This is a genomic window from Bacteroides sp. NGMCC 1.200775 (genome assembly GCF_040798045.1).
Lineage (GTDB): Bacteria > Bacteroidota > Bacteroidia > Bacteroidales > Bacteroidaceae > Bacteroides > Bacteroides hominis.
Window position 1 is genome coordinate 39,012 of record NZ_JASCQK010000007.1, and the last position, 24,800, is coordinate 63,811.

Below are 24,800 nucleotides of genomic sequence, written 5' to 3' on the forward strand. Positions count from 1 at the left end.
TTATTCTACATATTGGGGTTCGGAGGGTAAAGATACACCATTTTCATTAAAGGCCTCCACGGCGAAATAATAATCCTGGTCGGTGGTCAGAGATTTCATGAGCAACTCGGTGCCGTCGTATACCATCCACGAACTGTACAACTTATCGGGAGCGATGCCCCAGAGCACATTGTACCCCTGCGCACCTTTCACCGGTTCCCAACGGATGGTGATGTCCCGCCGGTCGGCATGCCGGTCAAGGGTCAGTTTGCCGGGACGGCGGGGAGCTTTGCCGGAGCCGAGGCCGAATACGCGCAACTCGGAGATAGCCAGATTCGGAGTGGGTACGTCGATGTTCCTATACCGGACGTAACGCACCGTGGCCGGAGTCTCAAGCTCCACATAGTCATTCGGTGTGTCCTTATAACTGCTTTTGCGGTCAACCAGCGTATTCCAGGTCTCTCCGTCGGTAGAACCCTCGATAACGTAGCGATGGCGCAAGCCGGGAATCCGGCCGTACATATCGCTCTGATAGTCGTGATAGTTCACCTGCACGGCACAAACGCGGGCAGGGTTCTCCAGATCGATCATCACCCACTGACGTTCATCGTTCGCCTCAGCAAGCCAGAAGGTCTTGGTCAGCTCGTCCGTCAGCGCAGCAGGTCCGAATCCGCCTTTCACGGCAGACGCTGTCACCGGTTTGCGGTAAGACAGGAGCATCCATCCCCGGAACCGTCCCCTCTTGCCGGGCACAGCGGGGGCATAACGTGGATAATCTCCGAAACGGGTATCTACGTACATGATGCCGTCTTTATCGAATCCGGCAGGAAACATGCAGAGGCGGCGTTCCCAGTTGACATTGATGGAAAGGGCCATCGAAGCAAAATGCCAGTACGCTCCGCCGGGGCCCTGGACCGTGCTTCCGTGTCCGGCACCGTTCATGTATCCGCCCGGTTTATACGACACGGGGTTGTGTTTCTGATAGGTGTAAGGCCCCATCGGATGATCGGCTACATAAACGCCGTCGGCATAGACATTGAACTCAGTGCCGGGAGCACCGTACTGCATATAATATCTCCCGTTGTGCTTGGTCAGCCACGGACCTTCGATATAACCTCCCAGAACCGTGTCGCTGTGGTTCTCGCCGAAACGTTCCCAACCGTGGCGGGGCATGTCGAGGTTGAAAAGCTCTTTCACCTCTCCTTTGGGAAGAAAGCGGTGATTCTTGTCCAACTCCACTCCCCGGATGGGATAGATATTGGACGATCCCCAGAACATATAGGCCTGACCGTCATCGTCGATAAACAGGTCCGGGTCCTGCAGGTTATGCAAGATGGCGGGGGTGGCTTTCCATTCTCCCCGCTTCGGGTCGTCGGAGTAAAGGATACTCATCGAACCGGACGGATCGCCGGTGACGTAGAGCACAGAGTCTTTGTAGTTATGGGCGGCGGGGGCGTTGCTTCCCTGCGGATACCAGTTTTTGGGAGTGATAAAGTCCCAGTTCAGCAGATCCTTAGAATGCCAGTAGCCATTGGAGCGGGTGACGAACATATAGTATTCGCCGCGGAACCTGACCACCGCCGGATCGGCACCGGAACGGTAAGAGATGTCCTTGTCGGAGTTATAGATCATATATGTATAATCTATGTTCAGCGGATTGCAGTAGGTATCCTGCCGCATATCCTGTGCGGGAGCAAGAGCCGGGGACAGGAAGAAGAGTAAAAGGAGAAATAGCTGTTTCATGGTTGTAACGGTATGTTTTCACCACGGAGTAACACAGAGTCTCACAGAGTTTTGATTTTTTATTAATGGGATTTCTAAAAAGAAAAAACTTCTCTGTGAGACTCTGTGTTACTCTGTGGTGAACCTTTATCTTATTTATTTTGATTCTGAACTGAACCCCAGTCTCTTCAGCCCTCTCTGCACATCGGGATGGCTCATGAACAGTTTCCAGATCAGCCCCGTGCGGTAATTCTCAATCATCACCACAATAGGGCCCTGGTCGATGGCCAGATAAGAAGGTGCAAACCAGTTCTCGGTCAGGTTGAAGGCATCCTTGAAGCCGTATTCTCCCCAAAGGCGGTCGCCCAGCTCTTCGTAAAAGTAACGCATAGCTTCCAGAGAATGTTCCGGGGTATAAGGAATAGAAGAGATGGCCGCGGTCGGAGTGATCACTCCCAGATCGTTCTGCGGGCAATGCGCCGAGTAGCCCAGATGGTTGTCACTTGCCGTCAGTCCCCAGCATTTGCGGCTGTATCCTTTGTACTTCCTCGGGTTGTCGATGCAATAGGCACGGTTGATCAGGGTATGCGCCTTCATCTGCTCACCGTAGTCGGCATAGCGGTCTTTAAGCCCGCGCGGGTCGAGTCCGAGGTAAGAGTAATGGGTGAAGAAGAGCGGTCCGCCAAAGTCGGTGCCCAGCGGCAGACGGATGCCGTAGAACTCCTTGCCGTTCTTAAAGGTGATCGAGTTGGCCCATCCTTTATGATAGACCGATTCGCGGATGGGATAAGTAGGTGAAGAGGCAGCCAGCACATAGGCTATGTGGCACTCGTTCTGCCCTTTCAGCTGATGATTCATTGCCCAGCCGTTATTGGGTGACCAGTGCCAGTAGAGTACATCTTCACCTCCACGGGTGAACCAGTCCCACTCGGCCTGATGCCAGAGGGAGTTGATGAGTCCCCGCACCCGGTTTTCAGTGGGAGTATCCCGGTCGAAGTACTGATGGGCTGCCAGCAGTCCTTCGAACATGAAGGCGGATTCTACCAGGTCGGCACCATCATCCTTACGGCTGAAGGGGATTGTCTTTCCGGTTGCACCGTCCATCCAATGTGCCCAGATGCCGTGATAGCTGTCGGCTTTGTTGAGGAACTCTACTATCTTGAGCAGACGTTCTGCTCCTTGCTCACGGGTGATGAAGCCGCGCTCCACTCCGACTATAATTGCCATCACGCCAAAGCCGGAACCGCCGATCGTCGCAACTTCCAGACGGTCGTTGCTGCGCTCACGCGCCAGGCCGGATTCGGGATGGGCAAAATCCCAGAAATAACGGAAGGTTTGTTTCTGGACAAGGGTCATCAACTCGTCGTCGGTCAGTTTCGGACGATTGCCTGCAACGGTGATCTGCAACGAGGAGGCACAGATCAGAAGAAGAAATAATAGGGTATGTTTCATAATGTTTCAAAATCTTATCCCCCGGCCCCTTCTCTTAACCTTTAAGAGAAGGGGAGGTGGCTGCGCGGTGGAGATACGGCGTTCCGCCGTCGAAAGGGAACTGTGTCCCCCTTGCCCTTGTGGGGATTCCGCAGTGCAGAGGGGATGGCGTCCTCCGCCGCCCCAAAGGACGGTGGGGAGGACGCCGGGTGTAATCATGGAATTGATAGTATTGGAATGATTCTATTTAAATGAACTGGTTATATATATACTTTTTAATTGAATGTGAACATAAAGTCGGGGTGAACGCAAACCCAAGAGTGGACGCAAAGCTAAACACAAGCACAAACTTAGAAGTAAGTACAAGACCGAAAGAAAAGAAAACCTACCTTTCCTCTCTCACCCAGCTCTGCCTACTCCCCACTGTCCTTCGGGGCGGCGGAGGCCGCCATCTCTACCGCACTTCGGAATCCCCACAGGGGCAAGGGGGACGCAGTCCCCTTTCGACGGCGGAACGCCGTATCTCCATCGCGCAGCCTCCTCCCCTTCTCTTAAAGGTTAAAAGAAGGGGCCGGGGGATGAGATTTTGAGAACCCCTTGCGAAATATCCACCTGTTTCTGCGGAATGAAGAATGTAGCATGCTTTGCTATAGAGAAGTTTGTCTTCCCGTGTGCCTTCATCATCTTCTCCGCATAGCCCGGCACCACCTTGTCCGCACGGATCAGGTCGAAGAAACGGTGTCCCTCCAAAGCCAGCTCGATGCGGCGCTCGTTCCAGATGATCTCGCGGAGCTTCTCTTTACCGGTTTCCGTAATCTCGGGCAGCCCCACTGTCATATCCGCCGGATGTACTGTTCTGCGGGCACGTGCGCGCACCATCTCCAGTTTATCGAGGGCTTCCCGGGTTTCACCCAATTCGTTGCAGGCTTCGGCATACATCAGCAGCACATCGGCATAACGCAGAAAGATCAGGTGGCAATTCTGTTTGGCAAACGAATTCTCGTTCCAGTAACCGGTAGGCCAGATGGTCTTTTTGTTGGCACGGGGCGGCACTTCTTTCTTGAAATGGATCTCGCCCTTTCCCTCCAGTGTCTCTCCATCGTAGAAGATGGTTGCCGTACGTCGCGGATCTCCTGTTTCATAGGCTTGGTCGAGGGCTTCGGAAGGAGAGAACATCCCCCAGCCCATCACGCCGCGAATGCCCTGCCACTTCACATACTCCGATTCGAGGTTGCGTTCGGTCGATTCGCCCCAGAGGTACTGGTCGGCGAGCATCACTTCGTCCGAATAGTAAGAGTTAGGATTGAACAGGTCGCGATAATCCGGGTGCAGGCTGTACTCGCCGCGGGCAATCACCTGACCGGTGTATTTCTTCACGTTGGCATAGTCCCCGCGGAAGAGATATACTTTAGCCAGCAGTCCTTCGGCCGTTCCCTTGGTGGCACGTCCCGACTCTTTCGCACCCCACTCCTGACGGGTAGGCAGATGCTCGGCGGCATAGGTAAGGTCTTCGATGATCTGTTGATAGACGGCATCTTCGGTTGCCCGGGGCTGGTTGTATTCGCCGGGCTGCAACACCTTCGTCACCAAAGGCACCCCGCCGAAAGCACGTACGAGATTGAAGTAGAAGAATCCCCGGAAAAAACGGGCCTGAGCAACGCACTTCACCCGGAGTTCTTCGTTCTTCACCGCGCCCAGATTGTCCAGAGCCACATTGCACGAAGCGATAGCTTTATAATTGCCTTCCCACCAGCCGTTGATCTCGGCGGTAGAGGCATCGTAAGTAAAATCGTTAAACAGGTTCAGCCGTGCCACACTGCCGTCGGCCAGCTCACTGCCCGTATCGGAGTTGTCGCCGGGCAGCTCGGTGATGGCAAACCATGAGAACCCGATGATGTCCCACGCCCGGAGTTGGGTATAGATGGCGTTAATACTCATCAACGCGCCTTCTTCTTCGCCGAAGAAGACGTCCTCGGTCAGTTTCCCCTGCGAATCCACATCGAGGAAATCGGCACAGGAAGAAAAGGTCAGTGCCGAAGCCAGTAATATTGAATATATCTTTTTCATTGTAATGGTTTTGGGTTCACCACAGATTACACAGATTTTCACCGATTAATAATTATTTCATTGGTAATAAGATTAAAGTATCCGTGTTAATCGGTGTAATCTGTGGTGAATCGTATTCATGTCTATATCATTTAATATTAGAAAGTAACGTTCAGCCCGAAGCGGCAGGTAGCTGTCACGGGATAGATCTGGCGGTCGATTCCGCCCAGTACTTCGGGTGTGAAGCCGTTATAGCCGGTAAAGTAGGCCAGGTTGTTGCCGGAGAAGTATACTCTCAGGTTCTGCACGGATACCTTCTGCATCCATGACTTCGGGAAGGTATATCCCAACTCGACTGTTTGCAGCTTCACGTACGAACCGCTCTCTACGTAGCGGCTCGACACCTGATAGTTGTTGCCTTCCAAGGTCATTCGCGGTGTCATGGTATTCGGGTTTTCGGGTGTCCAGCGGTCGAGGAAGGAGCGGTCCCAGTTGTCCGAACCGGAGAAGCGTTCTACCTGCTTGGCATTGAATATCTTGTTTCCGAAGTTGCCTTGAAAGTCGATAGAGAGGTCGAATCCTTTCCAGGAAGCACTGATGCCCAGACCGCCGATGAACTTGGGAGTGGGGCTGCCCAGATCCTTACGGTCGTTGGCGGTGATATATCCGTCACCGTCCACGTCTTCGTATATCAGGTCGCCGGGACCTACGTTGTTCTGATACTGTTGTCCGGAATTTCCGGTGGCAGCGGCGGCACGCTCGTCGTACTCCTTGATCTGCCCTTCGTTCTGGAAGATGCCGATCACGTTGTAACCATAGAAATATTTAATCGGCTTTCCTTCTTCGGTCATCTGTACGGATTTTCCGGCACCAATGTCACCACTGGCAATGCGTTTACCTCCCAGGCTGATGACTTCGTTTTTGATCGTCGTTCCGGTCAGGCGTATGCCGTACTGGAAGTCCTTCAGCGAATCTTCCCATTTCACGGTAAAGTCCACACCGCTGTTGCGCACCGCCCCTACGTTTGTTTCTACCGGGGTGAGGCCTACGGAAGCCGGTACGTCTACCGTCACCAGCATGTCTTTCGTATCGCGGCGATAGTAGTCCAGTTCCAGTGAAAAGCGGTTGTTCAGCAGTCCGAGGTCGAAACCGAGGTCCATCTGCTCCGAACGTTCCCAATGGATGCTCCGGTTGGAGAGTGACGTGATGGTTCCGCCGGGATAGAACACGCCGCCAAACACGGCATCGTAAGACGGAGAGATATTGGCAAGCGCACGGTATTTGTCGTTACCTATTTTATCATTACCGATCTGTCCCCAGCTTCCTCTGAGCTTCAGGTTGCTCAGCCATTGCACGCGGTCTTTCAGGAATGCTTCTTCCGAAATCCTCCATCCGGCAGCCACTGAGGGGAAGTAGCCCCAACGGTTGTTGGGACCGAACTTAGACGAACCGTCGGCACGGACCGAAGCTGTCAGCAGATAGCGGTCCATCAGCGCATAGTTGGCCCGGAAGAGGTAAGACATCATTGTTTCGTGGTATCCGTTGTTGGCTACCGACTTGGAGCTGGCCGAAGCCTGGTCGAGATACCAGTAGTTTTCGTTATCGGAGAAGAAGTCGCGTCCGGTGCCTTCCAGCAATTCATAAACACGCTTCTGCGCCGTGATACCTCCCAAGAGGTTGAGCCGGTTCTTGTCATTGATCTTCCAGTCATAAGTCAACAGGTTCTCCCACAGCCAAGTGAAGTCGCGGTCCCAGGTTTTGGAGAGGCTGTTGGTTTCGTTCTTCTGTGTTTCCGAAACGTAGTATTTCGGCACGAAATTGCGGCGGCGTCCATTGATGTAGTCGATGCCGAGGCTGGTTTTAAAGTCAAGCCCGTTCAGGATATTCCAGTTCAGGAAGGCGCTGCCCACGATGCGTTCTTTCCAGTCGTCATTGTTCGTATAATGGAGTGTAGCGACGGGATTGGCGGAAGAAGCGCTTTCGGAATCCATGAAACTTCCGTCCTCATTGTAGGGACGCTTCACGGGACTGATGGTGTAGGCGGCTTTCACCACCGCGCTGTTTTCGTTTTTCTTATGGCTGAAAGAGGCCGACAGGTTGTGCCCGATGGTCAGTCGTTTGCTGATCTTGTAGCTATTGTTGGCACGCAGGGTGAAGCGGTTGTAAGTGTTTCCGGTGATGATGCCGTCCTGCTGGTAATATCCCGCGCTGAGGTTGTAGCGCACCTTTTCCGACCCGCCGCTGACGCTGAGCTGATAGTCGCGTACGGAAGCCACACGGAAGATTTCGTCGAACCAGTTGGTTCCTTTGCCCAGTGAAGCAGGGTCGTCAAACTTGGGTTTTCCGCCCGTGTTGACCAGTGCTTCGTTCAGCAGCGTAGCATATTCGGTGGCATTGGCCATCTCGAAGCTGCTGTTGTTGAACTGGAATCCTTCGCTGGCCGTAAAGTTCACCACCGCTTTTCCTTCCGTCCCCTGCTTGGTGGTAACGATGATTACACCGTTGGCACCGCGCGAACCGTACATGGCGGTTGCCGAAGCGTCTTTCAGCACCTCCATCGACTCGATGTCGTGTGTGCTCAGGAAAGAGATGTCATCCATAAACATTCCGTCCACCACATAAAGGGGGTTGCTGTTATTCGTTGTACCGATACCGCGGATACGCACTTCGGGCGAGCTTCCGGGAGCACCGTTGGCTGAGATATAGACACCGGAGACACGTCCCTGAAGGGCATTCGCCACATTGGGAGTGGCTACTTTCGTAAGGTCTTTGCTCTTCACCGTGCCTACCGAACCGGTCAGATCGGATTTGCGTTGCACGCCGTAACCGACTACAACTACTTCGTCCAACAGCTGATTGTCCTCTTCAAGAGAGATATTCAGCTTTGAAGAGGCGGTTACCTTGACCTCCTGTGCTTTCATGCCGATGTAACTGAAAACAAGAGTGGCGCCCGACGGGATACCTGAAATAGAATAGTTGCCGTCAAAGTCCGTGATAGTTCCGGACGATTGCCCTTTCAGTAGGATACTGGCGCCAATGATAGGCTCTCCTGTTTTCTTCTCGGTGACAACACCCGAGATGGTCAGGCTGCCTTGCGCAAAAGAAAGCGTAGAAAGCAGCAACATCATACATAGGGTAAACAGATTTTTTTTCATCGTTTTGGTACTGATTTAAAATTCTGCTGCAAACTTAGAAGGTAAATTGATGTAAGTCAAAAAAAGGGGTACTACAAGAGTACCATGAAGAAAAAAACGGGATTTCCGGAGTACTGCATCCCTACTACAAAGTGATATAATTAATTAATATTCAATAAAATAAAAAGAGGTTTCAGGAAAGGAAATGAAACGGTTGGGAGGGGTCGAGGCTATTCAGTTTAGAATTCACCACAGAGTACACAGAGGACGCAGAGTTTTTATTTAGACAGAAGAACCAGAGGGCATATTATTCTGATCTGTTCTTTATCTGTTCTTATATCTGAAAACAGATAGAGCGCAGCTGATTAATCTCTGTGTCCTCTGTGTCCTCTGTGGTGAATCATATTTATTTCTATATCCGCTATGAAGTATTTACGCTATAGACTTTAATAGAAGAGAGAATCTTTCCGCTTACTATATTCTAAGATAAAAATAATAGACTTGTCTGGTTTAGGAACGGATTCTTTCCGGATGAAAGAGACGGGTAGTGAAAGAGAGGAAAGCAGCTCTTCATTTTGTATCAATTTAAGAGCAAATTTTTCCCTTATAGAATGTTATAACTAATTACCAATAGTCATTTGGAGTCGTTTTACCCCTTAAAAATCATCGCTTAGGCGATGTTTCGCCACCGCTTAAGTGACGATATATAGGCATCTAAATGACATTTTTGCAATTTTCCTGTTTTGTACAAAAAAGAAACCGCTACAAGTAGCGGTTTCCTAAATAATAATGTAAATATGAATGAATTGATTTTAAGTCTTTTTTAAGTCTGGATTTTATTGTGACGGAGATTAAAGTTAGGTTTATCTTATAATTCTACAAAGATAAAACAATAAATTGAAAATGCAATCTTATTTTCTATATTATTCATGCGAATCAGTAATTGATAGCCAATTAACGTACTGGGAATATCTATAGAAGGAAAGAGTTGGATAGTCGCTTGATTCACCACAGAGTTGCACAGAGCCTCACCGAATTTTTATCTTTAGTTTATAGGATATTTGAAAGAAAAAGCTTTTCTATAAGACTCCGTGCCCTCTGCGGTAAACTCTTATTCACAGTTTCATTTCCTCAGCAAGAATCTTGCCTTTTTCACATCCCGGCTGTTTCCGCCGATCATTATATCGAAGTCGCCCGGTTCGCAAACAAATTGCAAATCATAATTATAGAACTTCAACAATTCCGGTGTGATGCTGAAACTGACTTTGCGGGACTCTCCGGCTTTAAGGAAAATCTTCTCGAAACCTTTCAGCTCCTTCACCGGACGGGTGACACTGCCCACCAGGTCACGGATGTAGAGCTGAACCACCTCTGCACCGTCGCGACTGCCGGTATTGGTGACGGTAACGGTTGCCGTCAGTTCTCCGTCGGCACTCATCTCTGTGCTGCTCAGGTGGATATCGCTGTAAGCAAACGTTGTGTAGGACAATCCGTAACCGAACGGATAGAGCGGCTCGTTGCTCACATCGAGGTAATTGCTGCGGAACTTCTCGAACCAACGTCCTTCCTGCAACGGGCGGCCGGTATTCTTATGATTGTAGAACAATGGGATTTGCCCCACATTTTGCGGGAAAGTAGCGGTCAGCTTTCCACTGGGATTGACATCACCGAAAAGGACATCACCGATGGCATAAGCGGCTTCACTCCCTCCGAACCATACGTTCAGGATGGCAGGCACGTGTTCCTCCTCCCAAGTAAGCACCAGCGGGCGGCCGGTGAAGAGTACGAGCACAACGGGTTTTCCTGTTTTGAGCAATTCCTGCAACAGCGCTTTCTGCACGTCCGGCATTTCCAGATTGGTACGGGAGCTGCTCTCTCCACTCATCTCGGATGATTCGCCCAGCGCGGCGACAATGACATCGGCTTTGGCAGCCACTTTCAGTGCCTCGTCCAGGAGCTCGCGATCCGTACGGTTATCTCTGTGCAGTTCGCGTCCGAACATCGTGGCGCGCTTTTCATATTCGGCATCGCCTATCAGATTACTTCCTTTGGCGGTTACCACCTCCGCACGGTTACCGACTACTTCTTTGAGCCCTTCGACCAGCGAAGGAGCATTATCCAGTACGGCAGCCACGCTCCAGGTGCCCGGCATGTTGGAACGGGTATCGGCAAGCGGACCGACTACGGCAATGGTACCCTTCTTGCTGAGTGGCAACACACCTTCGTTTTTCAGCAGTACAAAGCTCTCCGAAGCCGTCTTACGGGCAACGGCACGATGTTCCTTGGTGAAAATCTGTTTCTTGGGACGGCTTACGTCACAATACTTATAAGGATCGTCAAACAGTCCCAACTTATACTTTGCTTCCAGAATGCGGCGGCAGGCAGCGTCGATGGCAGCTGCCGATACTTTGCCTTCTTCCACCGATTTCTTCAGTGTACCGCTGAAGGCGTCGCTCACCATATCCATATCGACCCCGGCATTCAGAGCAAGGGCGGCAACTGTCTGCTGGTCACCCATACCGTGATCGATCATCTCGTTGATACCGGTATAGTCCGTCACCACGAATCCGCCGAAACCCCACTGCTTGCGCAGCACATCGGTCATCAGCCATTTGCTGCCGGTGGCGGGCACACCGTCCACTTCGTTGAACGAGGCCATCACGCTTCCGACACCTGCCTCGACCGCGGCTTGGTAGGGCAGCATGTATTCATTAAACATACGCTGGCGGCTCATGTCTACCGTATTATAATCACGTCCCGCCTCAGATGCGCCATAAAGGGCAAAGTGCTTCACACAAGCCATTATCTCGTCATTACGGCTCATGTCCTTTCCCTGATACCCGCGTATCATGGCACGGGCGATGGCAGCACCGAGGAACGGGTCTTCGCCGTTCCCCTCGGACACACGTCCCCAGCGCGGGTCACGGCTGACGTCCACCATCGGACTGAATGTCCACGAGATACCGTCGGCACTGGCCTCGATGGCGGCTATACGGGCGGACTCCTCGATGGCTTTCATATCCCAAGTGCACGACAAGCCGAGAGGAATAGGGAAAATGGTTTCGTATCCGTGTATCACGTCCATACCGAACAACAGGGGAATACCGAGACGGCTCTCCTCCACCGCCTGCCGCTGGACCTCACGGATGCGTTCTACCCCTTTCAGGTTGAACAGTCCCCCTACTTCTCCGTTACGGATGCGTTTGGCCACATCACTGCTTTTTGCCTGTCCGGTAGTGATCTCTCCGGTCACGGGCAGGTTGAGCTGGCCGATCTTCTCCTCCAGCGTCATCTTTTTCATTAACTGGTCGATAAAGCGGTCCATATCCCGGGGAGCCTTTTGCGCCTGTACCCCGGCGGCCACTATGACCAAAGAAGCGGCGAACGCCTGCATTCTTCGTACAAAATGTTTCATGGTCTTTACAGTTTTAGTATCTATTTATGAATGTTCCGACTTTGCAGGTACAAATAAAGCGAATCTCCGGCAAATGCCTTCCATTTATCCATACGGCAAGAATACTACAAACCCGAAAAAACAAAAAAAGAAGTACTGCATTAGTACTTCTTTTCATATCAATCATTTAATTTCCAACTACTTGAAGGAGATCATAAAATCCGTCAGGCTGCTCTCCGGAGGAAGCCCCAACTTCTTGCGCAGACGATAGCGGGCAGCGTCGACACCCCTTACGGAAATGTTCATCAGCTTCGCAATCTCCTTCGTCGGCAGGTTGAGCCGGAGCAGCGCGCACAGGCGCAAATCGCCGGAAGTCAGGTCAGGGAACTTTTCTTTCAGGTTCCGGAAGAAATTCTCGTGTATCCGGTCGAAGTTGGACTGGAACATATTCCAGCTCTCTTCGTCGGAGACAATATTCTGATTGATCATCGAAAGCAGCTTATCCAGGTTCTTGCGGGTATATTGCCCGGAGAGTTTCTGCTGCTGCAACTCCTCTTTCAGCGAGCTCAGGAACTCCTGATGCGCGATGTTGGTCATCACCACGCCCGAAAGCTCTTTGCTCTTGAAGCGGAGGTCGGCCTCGAGTTGCTCCTTCTCCAGTGCCATGATCTTCTTTTCCTGCTGCTCTATCTCTGCTTTATGGTGCGCGCGCTGACGGTCGATGACGGCATCTTTCTTCTTCTTGGTATAGACGTAGACCCCATAAAGGAGCCCCAACAGAAATGCCAGCCCGGAGAGAGCGTAAACGGCAATGGCTACGTACGAAAGATACCAGGGACGCAGGATACGGAAAGGCAGTTCGACAGCAGCAACCACCCCGCCGTCATCGTACACCTCGGCACGGAAGCGATAAGAACCGAATGGCAGCCGGGTAAAGTCTTTCTGCAAATCGGGAAGTCCCTCGATCCACTTGCCGGACAACCCCTCGAGGCGGTAACGCACATGAAACGCAAAATCATTGTAAACGGGATAGGCAAGAGAGATGCCTACATTGTTGAAAGCGGGGGCTATCTCATCATCTCCCGAAACCGGAAGTTGCAGCCGCTCGCCCGTCTGCTCGTTGAATGCCGAAAAGCCGGAGATCCATAAAGACGGTTGCTCACGGGACTTGTACAGCCCGGTGCTGTCGGCAGCGATACGGGCAAAGGAGTTATTGAGGCAGAGGTAAGAGCAATCATTCCGCTTGTCGTATACCATCCGGGCCAGCCCCTCGATGGGAAGGTTGCCAAACATGGAGAAGGGTATTCTCCGCTCCACCTTAAAGTCGTTCACGGTACATCTCACCAGACAGGCCTCGCGGTCGCTGAGAAACCAGTACAGATCGCCTTTCATGGCGGTGACGGTGTGGATATCCCGGAGTGCGGCCAACTGTTCGTTCATCGCTTTGTAGGGAATAATGGAATCCGCCATGTCGTCATAAGTGTAGAAGTTCCGCCCGTCCGAGAAGGCGACACGTCCGTTTACCTTGAAAAGGTAACAATGCCCGCCCGGATTCCCCGACAGAGAGTCGTACTGCTTCAGGTCCGTCACCTGCTTCAACGCTTCATCGAGACGCACCCGGTAAAGCCCCTTGCGCATGTGCTGCACCCAGATGTTGCCGTGAGGATCCACTTCGATGTTCTTTGCCATGTGGCTGAAGTTGCGCACCGAATTGGAGAAGTACCACTCACCGGCAGCATTCTTCTTATAAATATTCAGATAAGTGTAGGTACCTTGTATCAGGAGCTCTTCCCCACCGATCTGCGCCTGCCGCATACACATAGCTCCCCGTACGTCGGAAAGAAGCCGGGCCTGCATGCCTTTAATCTGGAAAGTACCTTTATTGTGTCCGCAAAGCACCTGATCGCCCCATTCGCCGATGGTCCATGCCTGCTCTTCGAGTCCCGGAACCAGTTCCAGGAGGTTATCTTCAAGCCGGTACAACCCTTGGTTGGAAGCGATATAGGCATCCTTTTCGCGTACCAGCACGTCATACACCATTCCGACCTTGCGACGCACCGGCTCGAAATGATAAATCAGAGAATTGTTGCGCACGTAGGCAATGCCGTTGTCGAGGGCTGTCCAGATATTATTGTCTATATCGCAATACAGCCCCAGGACAGTGTTATTCTCCAACTGGTTGTCAGCGTTCTCTTTCCAGAGCAGGCGTCCTTCTTTACTGAAGGCATACAGCCCGTTGGAGATGGTTCCTATCACGTAGCAAGAGTCTTTCGTCATCACTGCCCGATTGACGGTATGGCGTTTCAACTCCTCATCACAATCTGTATGCCAGGGACGAATGCCGGAGGAGGTATAAAGATATCCACCGCTGTTACGGGTCAGCAACAACATTCCACCGGGATAGGGCAAACCTGCCAGTACGTCGCTGTTGCCCAACTCCTGTCGGGAGATCAACGGAGTAAACCTATCACCCGTAAAGACACAAACACCTGCATTGATCAGTTGGGAATAAACCGTATCCCCTACCCGGAACAGATTCAGGGGCAGTTCATGGCAGCGGACTCCTTTCGTCGTCGTGCCATCGTATATGAAGTATGAACCGAATGACTGAAAGACGATGTTCCCTCCCTGCTCCACGATAGTCCATATCTCGTCATTGTGAAAATTGAACCCTTTCACCTGATCTTTCAGGGAATGATATTCCAGTAAGTTCAGGTCGTTCTCTTCAAAATAACCGAACTCCTCGAACGATCCGACGTAGATACGCCCGTCGGAAGCCACGTAAACGGCACGCACAATGCCCGACGCCGGCAAAGGAAACAGCTTCCACCGGCTTCCGTCATACCGAAGCAGTCCGCTGTTGTTGCCAAAGTACATGACGCCCCGCCCGTCCTGCGCAACGGCCCAGTTTTCGTTACCGGCATTATAGTCGAGGACAGAATAATTGCGGACAATAGGTGAAAAAGGGACAGGGTTGCCCCAGCAAGGAAGAGAAAGAGTACAAACAAAAACAAGGAACAATAACAGATTCTTCATCAGTCAGTCGTCTTTAGAAAAATTCTTTGTGCGGAAAAAGCAGAGCTATCTTATCGGACGTTGATAGTTTGTTTTCACCACAGAGGACACAGAGTAACACAAAGTGAATTTTAAGTCATTGATTATCGATGTTGATAATCCGTGAAAGTCAGTGTAATCTGTGGTGAAAAGACTTTTGACACAGCCCCATTTATTATTTCTTTACCGGAGCACTCAAAGTTTCTTTGTATTTGACCGGATCGGCCAATATCTTGAGAGCGGCTTGCAGCCCATCGTCATCCTTCAATTGCTGGATGATCCCTCCACGTGTATAGTAGTAACGCTTGATGATCTCATCGGCAATCATCGACTTGATGTCTTTTGAGAAGTAATCGAGATCGCGGTCCAGATTATGAGTCAGTTTCTTCTCCAGTGCCTTGATCTCCTCCGATGCTTCATCCAGATACCCTTCGAACTTGGCAGCCTCTTTCAGCGTCTTCATGATCTTCTCACTCTGCTGGTCATACTTGAAGTCGGCTTTCTTCACCATTGCCTTGAAGTCGTTATAGTCGGCATCGGTCACCTTGAACTCCTGCGGAGAAGGGATGGACGGATGCTTCAGGCAGTACTGCGTTGCATAATCGAAGATCAGGTTATCGCGCACCAGATAGAAGAGGATATTAGGCAACTTTTCCTGTTTCACTTCGATATCCGGCATCACACCTCCACCATCGCGAACTTCACGTCCGGCTGCCGTATGGAATACGGTAGTCAGGCTGTCGGGGATGATACCTACACTGCCGTCCTCATTGCGGTGTTTATAGTCGATGGCCTGTACGCAACGTCCGCTGGGGATATAATACTTAGAAGTCGTGAGTTTCATCACACCTCCGTAAGGCAACGGACGGGTGGTCTGCACCAATCCCTTTCCAAACGTACGGCTTCCCACAATCACGGCGCGGTCGAAATCCTGGAAAGCTCCCGAAAGGATTTCGGACGCGGAAGCAGTGCCTCCGTTTACCAATACGGTAATAGGAATATCGAGATCCAGCGGTTCACGCAATGTCTTATACGTATTGCTGGCCTGTTTGGTCTTTCCCTTGGTAGTCACGATCACTTTGCCGCGGGGCAAAAAGAAATTAGCAATCTCTACCGCTTCTTCCAGACGTCCGCCACCGTTTCCGCGCAGGTCAATCACCAACGAGGTGATGCCCTCTTTCTTCAGTCTCAGGAATGTCTTCTTAAAATCTTTGGAAGGAGTACCGGAGAAGGTGCTCAGATTGATATAACCTACATTTTTATTAAAGATGGTATCGTAAGGAATCATCGGAGTCTGGATGGTTTGACGTACAATATTAAACTCCAACGGCCGGGTGCCACCCTTTTCGTCCGGACGCTCTACCTTCAGCTTAAAGCTCGTACCTACTGCACCCCGGAGCATCTGGCTCACCTCTTGGTTGTTTTTTCCCGCCAGATCTTTTCCGTCTATCTCCATCAGGATATCGCCTGCCTTCAGTCCGATTTTAGCAGCAGGGGTTCCTTCAAAAGGCTCGGCTATCATCGAACGTTTCAGTTTCTGGTTGTACGTGATCAAAGATCCGATACCTCCGAACGAAGCATTCAACATCTGTTGCAGTTCAGCCTGGTCGTCCTCCGGATAATATTCCGTATACGGATCGAGTGACGAGAGCATATAGTCGATCCCCTCACGAACCGTCTTATTCGGATCGAGCGTATCTACGTAAAACATATCGAGTTCTTTGACGATAGAATTAAAGGTATCCAGATTCTTAGCAATCTGGAAATTGCGGTCGTCACCGCTCTTGAAACTAAAGAATGCTACGCCAACCAATGCGGCTGCCAACAGGACACCATTTCGTCTATTCAGAAACTTTTTCATACACTTTTCGTTAAAATGAGACGTAAAAGTAACTCATTGCCTGCTTACTCTGACAGAACTTCGTTAATATTTAACTTTATTTCATCCCAACGCTCGCAAGGAATCGTGGTTCCAACTATCTGTATAACATTTCCGGAGAGAATTGAACCAATCTTTGCACATTTCTCTAAAGAATAGCCGCAAGTCAGCCCGTACAGAAATCCGGCAGCGAAATAATCACCTGCTCCCGTCGTATCGATCACTCTCTCTACAGGAATGGCCTCTACTTTGATCTCCTCCGTACCCTTACGGATGTAAGAACCATTTCCACCTACCTTTACAATGGCGATACTGCATTTCTTACTGATCAGTTCAAGGGCTTCCTTCGGGTCTTCTTTACCCGTAAACGCCTTTGCCTCTTCTTCATTGGCGAAAACAATATCTACATACTTATTTATTAATAAAGAGAAGAACTCAAGATCGCCTGCCACAATATTATAACTTGCCATATCGAGGCAAACCTGCAAACCGGCTTCCTTTGCCAACTCAATGGCATGAAGAATCATATCGTGATCCTGTACCAGATATCCCTCTATAAGCAGATAAGCATAACCTTTGAACATATCCAGTGTCAGATCTTCGGCTCTCAGCGTAGAAGCAGCACCGAGATAAGTACCAAAAGTACGTTCTCCGTCCGGAGAAATAAAAGTAGAAGCGACTCCCGACGGCAGATCAGACGTTAATAATTTATCTTCGATACCATTTTTTTGCAGATTCTCCCGAAAAAAGTTTCCGTAAGCGTCATTTCCGACTTTTCCGATGAAACCGGTTCCGGCACCCAGACAGGCGAGTCCAAGTATGGAATTTGCCGCTGCTCCACCAGTCGCCAAGTGGGTTTTCATCTGACTGAATTGTTCGTTAATCTGCTGTAACTTAGCATCATCAATAAGTTGCATGCTTCCCTTGGGTAATCCCATTTCATCAAGGAGTGTATCATCTTTCAGGGTTGCAAGTACGTCTACCAGGGCGTTGCCCAATCCAATTATTTTATCCATTTCACTAATTTTTTTTGCAAAGATATTGCATATTTCAAAATATCCTATTACTTTTGCATCGCAATTGAGAAAAACAAATCATTCTTCCTTAGCTCAGTCGGTTAGAGCATCTGACTGTTAATCAGAGGGTCCTTGGTTCAAGTCCAAGAGGAAGAGCAAAGTTCAAATTCTCAGTTGCTAAATTCTTCCTTAGCTCAGTCGGTTAGAGCATCTGACTGTTAATCAGAGGGTCCTTGGTTCAAGTCCAAGAGGAAGAGCAAACAAAGGTTCGTCATTACGGCGGACCTTTTTTGTTTTTACATTGTGAGAATACGGCATGTACTGATAGAGAAAGAGGATGTTGCCTCTGCTGTACAACACCCTCTTTCCTGCTGAAAAAAAAGAACCTACTCAAACCTTATCTCTGAAACACCTATTGATTTTCCTTTCTGAGGTTCTATAAGAATACGAACGGATTCCACTTCAACACTGCCTGAAGGATGTACTACGTTGAACCGATCGGTGCCCACCTGATATGAGTCCGTCACATAGAGTTCAAGGGGATTCCATCCGGCATCCGACTTATACTCTACCGACCAACCGGACGGAATGGCTATTTTTTCCTGATCGTCCAGCCAATACATGGAAAGGGAGTTCAGCAGAAAGGGTTCTCTGAAGTCTACCTGCACCCATTGTCTGCCCGAGCCGTCGGACATCCACCTTTCAGTCAGCTTGTCTGCGGAAGAATCGGATACTTTTCCGTCGCAAAGCGCACGTGTGGAAATATTCTTTCCGGCAGCCAGGGAGGATACGTTCACCGCTTTGATATTACGGAGATAAGCCATGGCTTGCTGGCCGATGCTGGCGGTGGAGGCCTCATCGTTCAACCAAACCAGCATCGTACGGTTGTCTCCCCGGTTGCACCAGGCGTAGTAAGGAACCATCGTGATCTCACGGGTGGTGATGCCTTCCACTTTTTTCTCCATACCCGGCAGGGTGATACTTTCCAATCCTTGCAGCACACCGGAGGATATATTGGCCACCTTTGCCTGTGATTCGTTAACATCGCCCAGATAGAGGCGTTGGACGGGGCCGGCATTATCCACTTCTTCGGCACAGTAGACTAATGGGCCGCGGGTTACGGCGGTCTTACCTATATTCTCACTGACTTCGGGGATGCAATCTACAAAACGCACCGGCATGGGGATGTTGAGTTCGACCACGTCACCCGGCTCCCAGTTACGCTTGACAACGGCAAATCCTTTCTCCATCCTGAAATCTGTTTTCTGTCCATTAACGCTCAGTTCAATTTCCGTGTGCCCCGGTTGTTTATAGGGATAAAGTCCCCCCGGAACAAATTCTCCGGAGCGTGCCCACGTAGGGATACGCATACAAACCGAGAATTTACTTGCCTTTTCGGGCTGCACCGTCACGCGCACTTTTCCATCGAACGGATAGGCAGAGGACTGCTCCAGTTTCACACGGGTTTCTTCTAGGGGAATTTCCGTTTGGCTGCCGCCATACAAGGTCAGGTAAACCCTGTCTTTGCTATAGGCGTACATATAGCCCGGCACTTGCAGGATCAGACGTGAAATATTGGGAGGACAGCAGGCACACCCGAACCACTTGGCACGTCCGCCATTCCCATGATTAAAGCGTCTCACTCCGTCTGCCTCAAGAGGATTGACATAGAAAAAACGGTCGCCATGCAGGTTGATGCCCGCCAACGAGTTGTTAAAGAGTGAAAGCTCGGCTATATCGAGGAATTTAGCGTCTCCGCTGTCCAGGTACATACCATAATTGAAGAACACGTTGGCTACCGCCGCGCAGGTTTCATTATAGGCTGTCAGATTGGGGAGTTCATAAGGAGCCCCGAAGCCTTCCATCCCCTCTATGGCCCCAAGGCCGCCGGTGATATGCATACGGGTAGTGACCAGATTCGTCCAAATAGAATTGAGCGCACGGGTATAGTCATTCAGTCCGGTCAGGGCATCGACCTGTGCCATGGCTGTGTATAGATATGCCGCACGAACGGCGTGCCCAACAGCTTCGGTCTGCTCTTTCACCGGCGCATGCTGCTGTGCGTAAGTCGGCGCCATTACTCCCTCACCTTCCGGACGGTAAGTGACTCCTCTGATCTCAAGGAACTTCTTTGCCATGTTGAGGTACAACGTATCATTTGTCACCCGGTATAGCTTGCAGAGTGCCAGCTCGATCTCTTCGTGCCCCGGAGCCTGATTGACCGGTTTGCCGCCATTATAATTGGGATCACCTCCTTCAAAGAACACCTTATTCACATGCTTGGCACTCTTTATGGCGACATTCAGCAGTTTATCCTTACCCGTAGCCTGATAATAGGCTACCGCTGCTTCGTACAGATGCCCCACATTATAAAGCTCATGGCTATGAACAACCCACGAGTAGGGTTTCTCTCCCATCTCTCGGGGATCGGGATTACCACAAATATGCGAAATATATAAATATCCGTCCTCTTTCTGTGAAGCAGCAATCAGGTCGGTCACTTCATCCATAAACTCTTCCAGCTCCTTGTCCGGGCGAATCATCAATGAATAAGCCACTCCTTCCATCACTTTATAAAGATCGGAGCTTATAAAGCGGTGAGTCTCGGGAAGGGCTGTGGAGTCTCCTGCCAGAAAGGCGGCGCAACGCCGGAAACGCTCTACCGCCGGTGCGCTCTGCTCAACGGAGAAAGGTACCGTTACGTTGATTTCCGTCTGCATCCTTTCTTTCCAGAACCCATCGGTCAAAGTCACCTGATTAAAGGGAACGGGTGTTATTGTCTGCTGTCCCTCTTCCGAACAGGCTGTCGTAAGGAGAAGCAGAAATAGCCCTGTTAGTACATGTTTCATTCTAATTTGTTTTTAAAAGTTTCACTTGGGTATGTTTGTCCGTAACGGGCACCTCTATATAATAAGGATGATGTGTATTACCCGCCTCAATGTGGAATGTCGTTATCATTTTGTGATCGGTCATGACAGTATATTTACCTTCCGGCATTCCTTCGGTCCGGATGGTGGTGTTGTGACGTTTGCCGGAACGGTTTTCGATGAAGAAGCTCAGTTCTTCGGCTGCCCCTTTGAGGGTGACGGGATGATCTTTCCGGAATCCGTCCTGCATCAATTCGATGGAGAAACGGACAGGAGTCATGATACGTATCTGCCGGCGTACTCCGTCAAGGGGAGTGATACTCACGGTTCCGTTCTTATCCGTCCGGACATTCGCTCCGTAGCCGATCAGCCCGAAGTTGGGATCATCCACCAGATAGACTCCCGAACCGTGGATGCCTCCGGTAAGCCCGTGGTCTATTTCACCATCAAACCGCCAGGGAGAACGCCCCACTTTGATATAGTTCATGTAAGTGCGTGAGTTCTGGTAGGGTGAGAAGGCCCAGCCGACAGCACCATCGTTCCGCTCTCCCTTATACCAATAGCCAAAGCCGGTCTCCTTCGTACCGGTGTTCATCAGTGCCCATGAAGCCAGTAAAGAGTTATATCCGTAATTGATGTATCTGTCCGGCCGGTCGGAGAACCGATAGGCATAATCGAGCAATGCCACACCTCCCATTTGGGTCATATAGTCGAGGTTTACGTATTGTCCGCTCCACGCTGTGCCCAGATTGGCATATCCCGGCTCAAACAATCCGCGCAGCGCAAGGTTCCCATCCAGCTGGTTCTGCATGAAACGGTCGATCATCGCAGTATCGAACGAAGTATACGAATACCACTTCTTGAGGTTCTTGTCGTACCAGAACTGCTCTTCCGGCTCGATAGGATTCAACTTCGCATACTCTGCCACGTAATAGGAAGACTCAAAGGCTGTACGGTCGACAAACATCTCGGAGCCAAAGGGCCAGGGATCTTCGTAAACCATATAAGTTACTTTTTTCTCCCATTCACGACGCAGCTTGGCCGCATCCTTCTCTCTCCCTTTCTGCTCAAGGGCACGGATGATGTCGAGCAGATAGCGCTCGTGAAAGTTGCCTTGTTTATAAGCCCAGTCCGTCCAGCCATGAAATGTCCATTGCTTGCCCATCAAAATGTTATAGGGCACTTCAAAATAGGCCATTGCCGTCCGGTAGGCGCGTTCCAGATAACCATCGGCATCAAGGTAGGAAACCATCTCGGGATTATCCTCCGCTATCCGGTAAAGGTTATAATAAATGGCAAAGTGAGTGGTATAGTCGAAGGTCCGCCACATGCGTCCCTTGCCCGAACCGCCATCTTCGTATCCACCATATTTCCCGCTACGGTTCTGATGCCAGTTTTCGCTGCCGTAAATGCCGTACGGATAAGGATATTCCCGGTCTGTGCGTTGCAACTTGCCCCATACGAAGTTTTCTTCGTAGTATTCCAGAGAGGCGATTTCTTCCCGGTCGGGATAGATGACATTCTTTTCACTCACATAGACCGGCTTGCTGTTGGACGGGTCGTCCGAACCACCCACCATGAACTCTTCCCGCAAGTCTCCCAGGTGGTCGGGCGAAAGCAACTCGGCTTTCTCCATATCCCAAAGGCTATAAAGCCCATTGTACCACTTGGAAGGGTCGCGATGCTGCTGCCGTCCGACAATGAAACGTGCCCGCTTTTTAATCAGGGTCTCCAGGGGTTCCGTCACAAAGAAGTCGAGGAAACAGACCTGATCTTCTCCGTAACGTACCGTTATCAGGTTCTCTCCCAAACGGGAGAAACGAAACTTATACAGATATGTATCTCCTGCCTTCTGTCCAAGGCTGGTGATCTGCATCTCCGCAGGATATTCCGCCGTCAATCCGGTAACGGGCAGCTTGGACCGCAAAGCGCAACAGACCTCCATCTCCGGAGTAACGACCATGCCGGGGGCAACCTTTACAATCACCCCTTGCTTATCATAAATTTTCGTCTGTATCTCCTCGTGATTTCCGGCAAGCGTGAAGTTGAAACCGGTAACGTAGTGTCCGTAAGGCTGTACAGTCTTTGAGGTAGACGGCAATCTCCAGGTATCATCTGTACGGTCCACAGCATGGGTGGAATGCAGATAATATTTGCCGTCCGCTGTGGCATATTCAATCGAAGTTCCCTTCTGCATGGTCATCAGCAGGATGTCACCCTGCCCTGTCAGCGGAGTCCAGTAGAAAAAAGAAGCATTCCCGTTCAGAGAGAAGTGCCGGTTCAGATTCTGATGTGCCTGGATAGATTCGTCCAAAGCACCGACAGGCAAAGAGAACCACAGGTCCGTCACCGTCGCCGGATGGTGGCTGCGGTTGAAAAACTCAATCTCCCAGTCCACCTCTTCACCCTTGATGGTGAAAGTCTGATAGAGGCGCACATCCGAAGGAAGCTGCCAGAATATCTGTATCTTATCGGAGGTGGCGGATAGAATCTGTGGGGAAATATCGGCCAGAGAGACTGCATAGCTTTTCCCCCTGACTTCGTAAGCCAGATTCAAATCGCCCAGATACTTCCCGTGGTCTATATAGTTGCGGACATTGTCCGCCCCCTGAAAGACGAGCGAGCTTACTCCCCTTTCGTCCGGACTGACTTTCATTTGGGGAGTTATACCCCGGAGAGAAGAAATATTCAGACAGAGAAAGAGTAAGGATGAAATATAATACTTAAGTTTCATAGGCACCATTCTTTAATTAATAAAGTAATCTACAGTAGTTGAGCATTGCTGTGCCTCATCCGTCACAGGAGGGCTGTGTGGCACTTTTTATCCGCAGGTACTTCGTCCGGGTATACGGCAGTACTTCGTCCGAGTATACGGTGGTACTTCGTCCGGGGCCCTGGTGGATAAACGCTGCCATGCAGATACTCAACCACTGTTTTACATTCGGCAGAGAAGCATCACGGCTGCACTGAAATTTTCACACTGCTAAGTGCTCTCTTATGACTGTAGTCATCCAGCGAGTTACTCCGCTCTTCACTATAATCGATCCCCTTATAGTCTTTGTCACCCACATTGGTGGCAACGGCCGTAATGGTAAAATCGCCGGCTCCGGTGTAAATGTACTTATAAGTTTTCTGAATTCCTCCGGTAGTGTATACAGAACCCAGCGAAACACCCGTGTTCCAAGGTTCGTACTCGTCGGTCCCCATCTCTATGAAAGAGAGATAGACATCGCCCTGGAAACCCTTATACTTCGTATAGTCGGCTTCGTGAACCGGAAGTCCGGTAGCAGGATCGAGTTCACATTCATACGATTCCAATACTCCATCCCCATCCAGATCGTACTTATAAGGCGAATCGTCGGCTGCCGCAAAGGTGGAACGGCCGTTGACGTACATGTCCACCTGGCGGAGAATGATCTTTTCACCATGATCCAGGAAGGGTTGCAGGTACGTATCCCGATTGTACATATCGCCCAGTTTATAAAATCCTTCGGTAGGACGGCGTGAAAGCGGATCGTTGGTCTGGAATGCGCCGTACGAACGCTCATCCTGCATCGTATAGTACTTGTATCCGGCACTATATCCGCCAAAGTCCTCCAACTGCTCGGTGTGCAGGCCGAAGTAAGCAGCCACCCACGCATCATTAGAATACTTACGAATCGCACGGTCGGCATCACACGCCACAAAGCGGCTTTCGATAATCGTATTACCCGGCTGGTTGGCCAGTCCGCCAAAGATGTGGATATCCGGTTTCATCCGTATGCCCGAAGGGATACGCCGGTCGGTCACCGTAAACTTCAGCTGATTGGTCCCTATGTAGCTCATCTCCATCAAAGCCTCCGGAAAGTCCCCTTTCTTGTAGGGGACCAACTGGATATTGTCAATGGCACCGAAGAACTCAAAATCCTTCTTCACCTCTTCGATGGACTGATAGTCTTTAAAGTATTTATAAAACAGGGTCTTTTCCCCATTTTTGGCATAAGAAACCCGGTAACACTCTTCATAGAAGCTGTCCCAATCGTGCTCCATAATGGCTTTAACGCGCGAACGTTCGAACTTCTTGCCTTCATCACCTGTAAAAAGCGTCAGGTACTGGGCATCGGTATTGATGGTCACCGTCACCTCTTCGCCTACTTTCGGATTCTGGGGTGATACGGAGATGCTGACAGACGGTGTCTCTACGTCTGCACCAAATTTCTCGCAGGAAACCAGCGAAGTGGCTGCCACAGCAAGCAGCCCTATAATCAGTTTATTTGTTTTCATATCCATTCGTATTTA

The 24,800-nt window shown here is 50.5% G+C and carries 12 protein-coding genes and 2 tRNA genes; 3 read left to right on the forward strand and 11 right to left on the reverse strand.

What is annotated here, in order from left to right; all coding sequences use genetic code 11:
- The 8 genes from QK890_RS16835 to QK890_RS16870 all read right to left on the reverse strand — a co-directional run bounded on the left by QK890_RS16835 (position 1) and on the right by QK890_RS16870 (position 17,655).
- The gene (locus QK890_RS16835; protein ID WP_032539166.1) at positions 1–1,722 is read right to left on the reverse strand and encodes a family 43 glycosylhydrolase; all 1,722 of its coding nucleotides are present in this window, start codon (positions 1,720–1,722) and stop codon (positions 1–3) included.
- A gap of 135 nt (positions 1,723–1,857) precedes the next feature.
- Positions 1,858–3,153 carry a glucoamylase family protein gene (locus tag QK890_RS16840; protein WP_032539165.1) on the reverse strand — a complete coding sequence of 432 codons (1,296 nt, stop codon included), beginning with the start codon at positions 3,151–3,153 and terminating at the stop codon, positions 1,858–1,860.
- A gap of 537 nt (positions 3,154–3,690) precedes the next feature.
- The gene (locus QK890_RS16845) at positions 3,691–5,199 is read right to left on the reverse strand and encodes a RagB/SusD family nutrient uptake outer membrane protein (protein ID WP_220576151.1); all 1,509 of its coding nucleotides are present in this window, start codon (positions 5,197–5,199) and stop codon (positions 3,691–3,693) included.
- Positions 5,200–5,336: 137 nt separating this feature from the next.
- A complete protein-coding gene (locus QK890_RS16850; protein ID WP_367627474.1) occupies positions 5,337–8,333 on the reverse strand; it encodes a SusC/RagA family TonB-linked outer membrane protein in 2,997 nt (998 codons plus the stop codon).
- 1,102 nt (positions 8,334–9,435) lie between these two features.
- Positions 9,436–11,727, reverse strand: a complete 2,292-nt coding sequence (gene bglX, locus QK890_RS16855) for a beta-glucosidase BglX (RefSeq protein ID WP_220576142.1) — start codon at positions 11,725–11,727, stop codon at positions 9,436–9,438.
- A gap of 177 nt (positions 11,728–11,904) precedes the next feature.
- Positions 11,905–14,742: a hypothetical protein gene (locus tag QK890_RS16860; protein ID WP_032539161.1), complete on the reverse strand. Its 2,838-nt coding sequence runs from the start codon at positions 14,740–14,742 to the stop codon at positions 11,905–11,907.
- A gap of 193 nt (positions 14,743–14,935) precedes the next feature.
- Positions 14,936–16,621 (reverse strand): S41 family peptidase, encoded by a 1,686-nt coding sequence (locus tag QK890_RS16865; RefSeq protein WP_220576140.1) that lies wholly within the window; start codon positions 16,619–16,621, stop codon positions 14,936–14,938.
- A gap of 44 nt (positions 16,622–16,665) precedes the next feature.
- The gene (locus QK890_RS16870; protein WP_005781950.1) at positions 16,666–17,655 is read right to left on the reverse strand and encodes an adenosine kinase; all 990 of its coding nucleotides are present in this window, start codon (positions 17,653–17,655) and stop codon (positions 16,666–16,668) included.
- Between the two features lie 82 nt (positions 17,656–17,737).
- Between QK890_RS16870 and QK890_RS16875 the strand changes: the two genes are divergently transcribed.
- Positions 17,738–17,811, forward strand: a tRNA-Asn gene (locus tag QK890_RS16875).
- Between the two features lie 27 nt (positions 17,812–17,838).
- A tRNA-Asn gene (locus QK890_RS16880) sits at positions 17,839–17,912 on the forward strand.
- 129 nt (positions 17,913–18,041) lie between these two features.
- On the opposite strand, the gene QK890_RS16885 is transcribed toward QK890_RS16880, so the two are convergent.
- Both QK890_RS16885 and QK890_RS16890 read right to left on the reverse strand, forming a co-directional pair.
- Positions 18,042–20,504, reverse strand: coding sequence for a glycoside hydrolase family 127 protein (locus QK890_RS16885; RefSeq protein ID WP_032539159.1), 2,463 nt, complete (start codon positions 20,502–20,504; stop codon positions 18,042–18,044).
- A 1-nt stretch (position 20,505) separates the two neighbouring features.
- Positions 20,506–23,256 carry a DUF5695 domain-containing protein gene (locus QK890_RS16890; RefSeq protein WP_022011253.1) on the reverse strand — a complete coding sequence of 917 codons (2,751 nt, stop codon included), beginning with the start codon at positions 23,254–23,256 and terminating at the stop codon, positions 20,506–20,508.
- Positions 23,257–23,294: 38 nt separating this feature from the next.
- On the opposite strand from QK890_RS16890, the gene QK890_RS16895 reads away from it, so the two are divergent.
- Positions 23,295–23,492: a hypothetical protein gene (locus tag QK890_RS16895; RefSeq protein WP_137569994.1), complete on the forward strand. Its 198-nt coding sequence runs from the start codon at positions 23,295–23,297 to the stop codon at positions 23,490–23,492.
- On the opposite strand, the gene QK890_RS16900 is transcribed toward QK890_RS16895, so the two are convergent.
- On the reverse strand, positions 23,478–24,785 hold the full coding sequence (locus QK890_RS16900; RefSeq protein ID WP_005811639.1) for a hypothetical protein: 1,308 nt from the start codon (positions 24,783–24,785) through the stop codon (positions 23,478–23,480). The two genes, QK890_RS16895 and QK890_RS16900, sit on opposite strands and share 15 nt — an antisense overlap.
- Positions 24,786–24,800 lie beyond the last annotated feature (15 nt).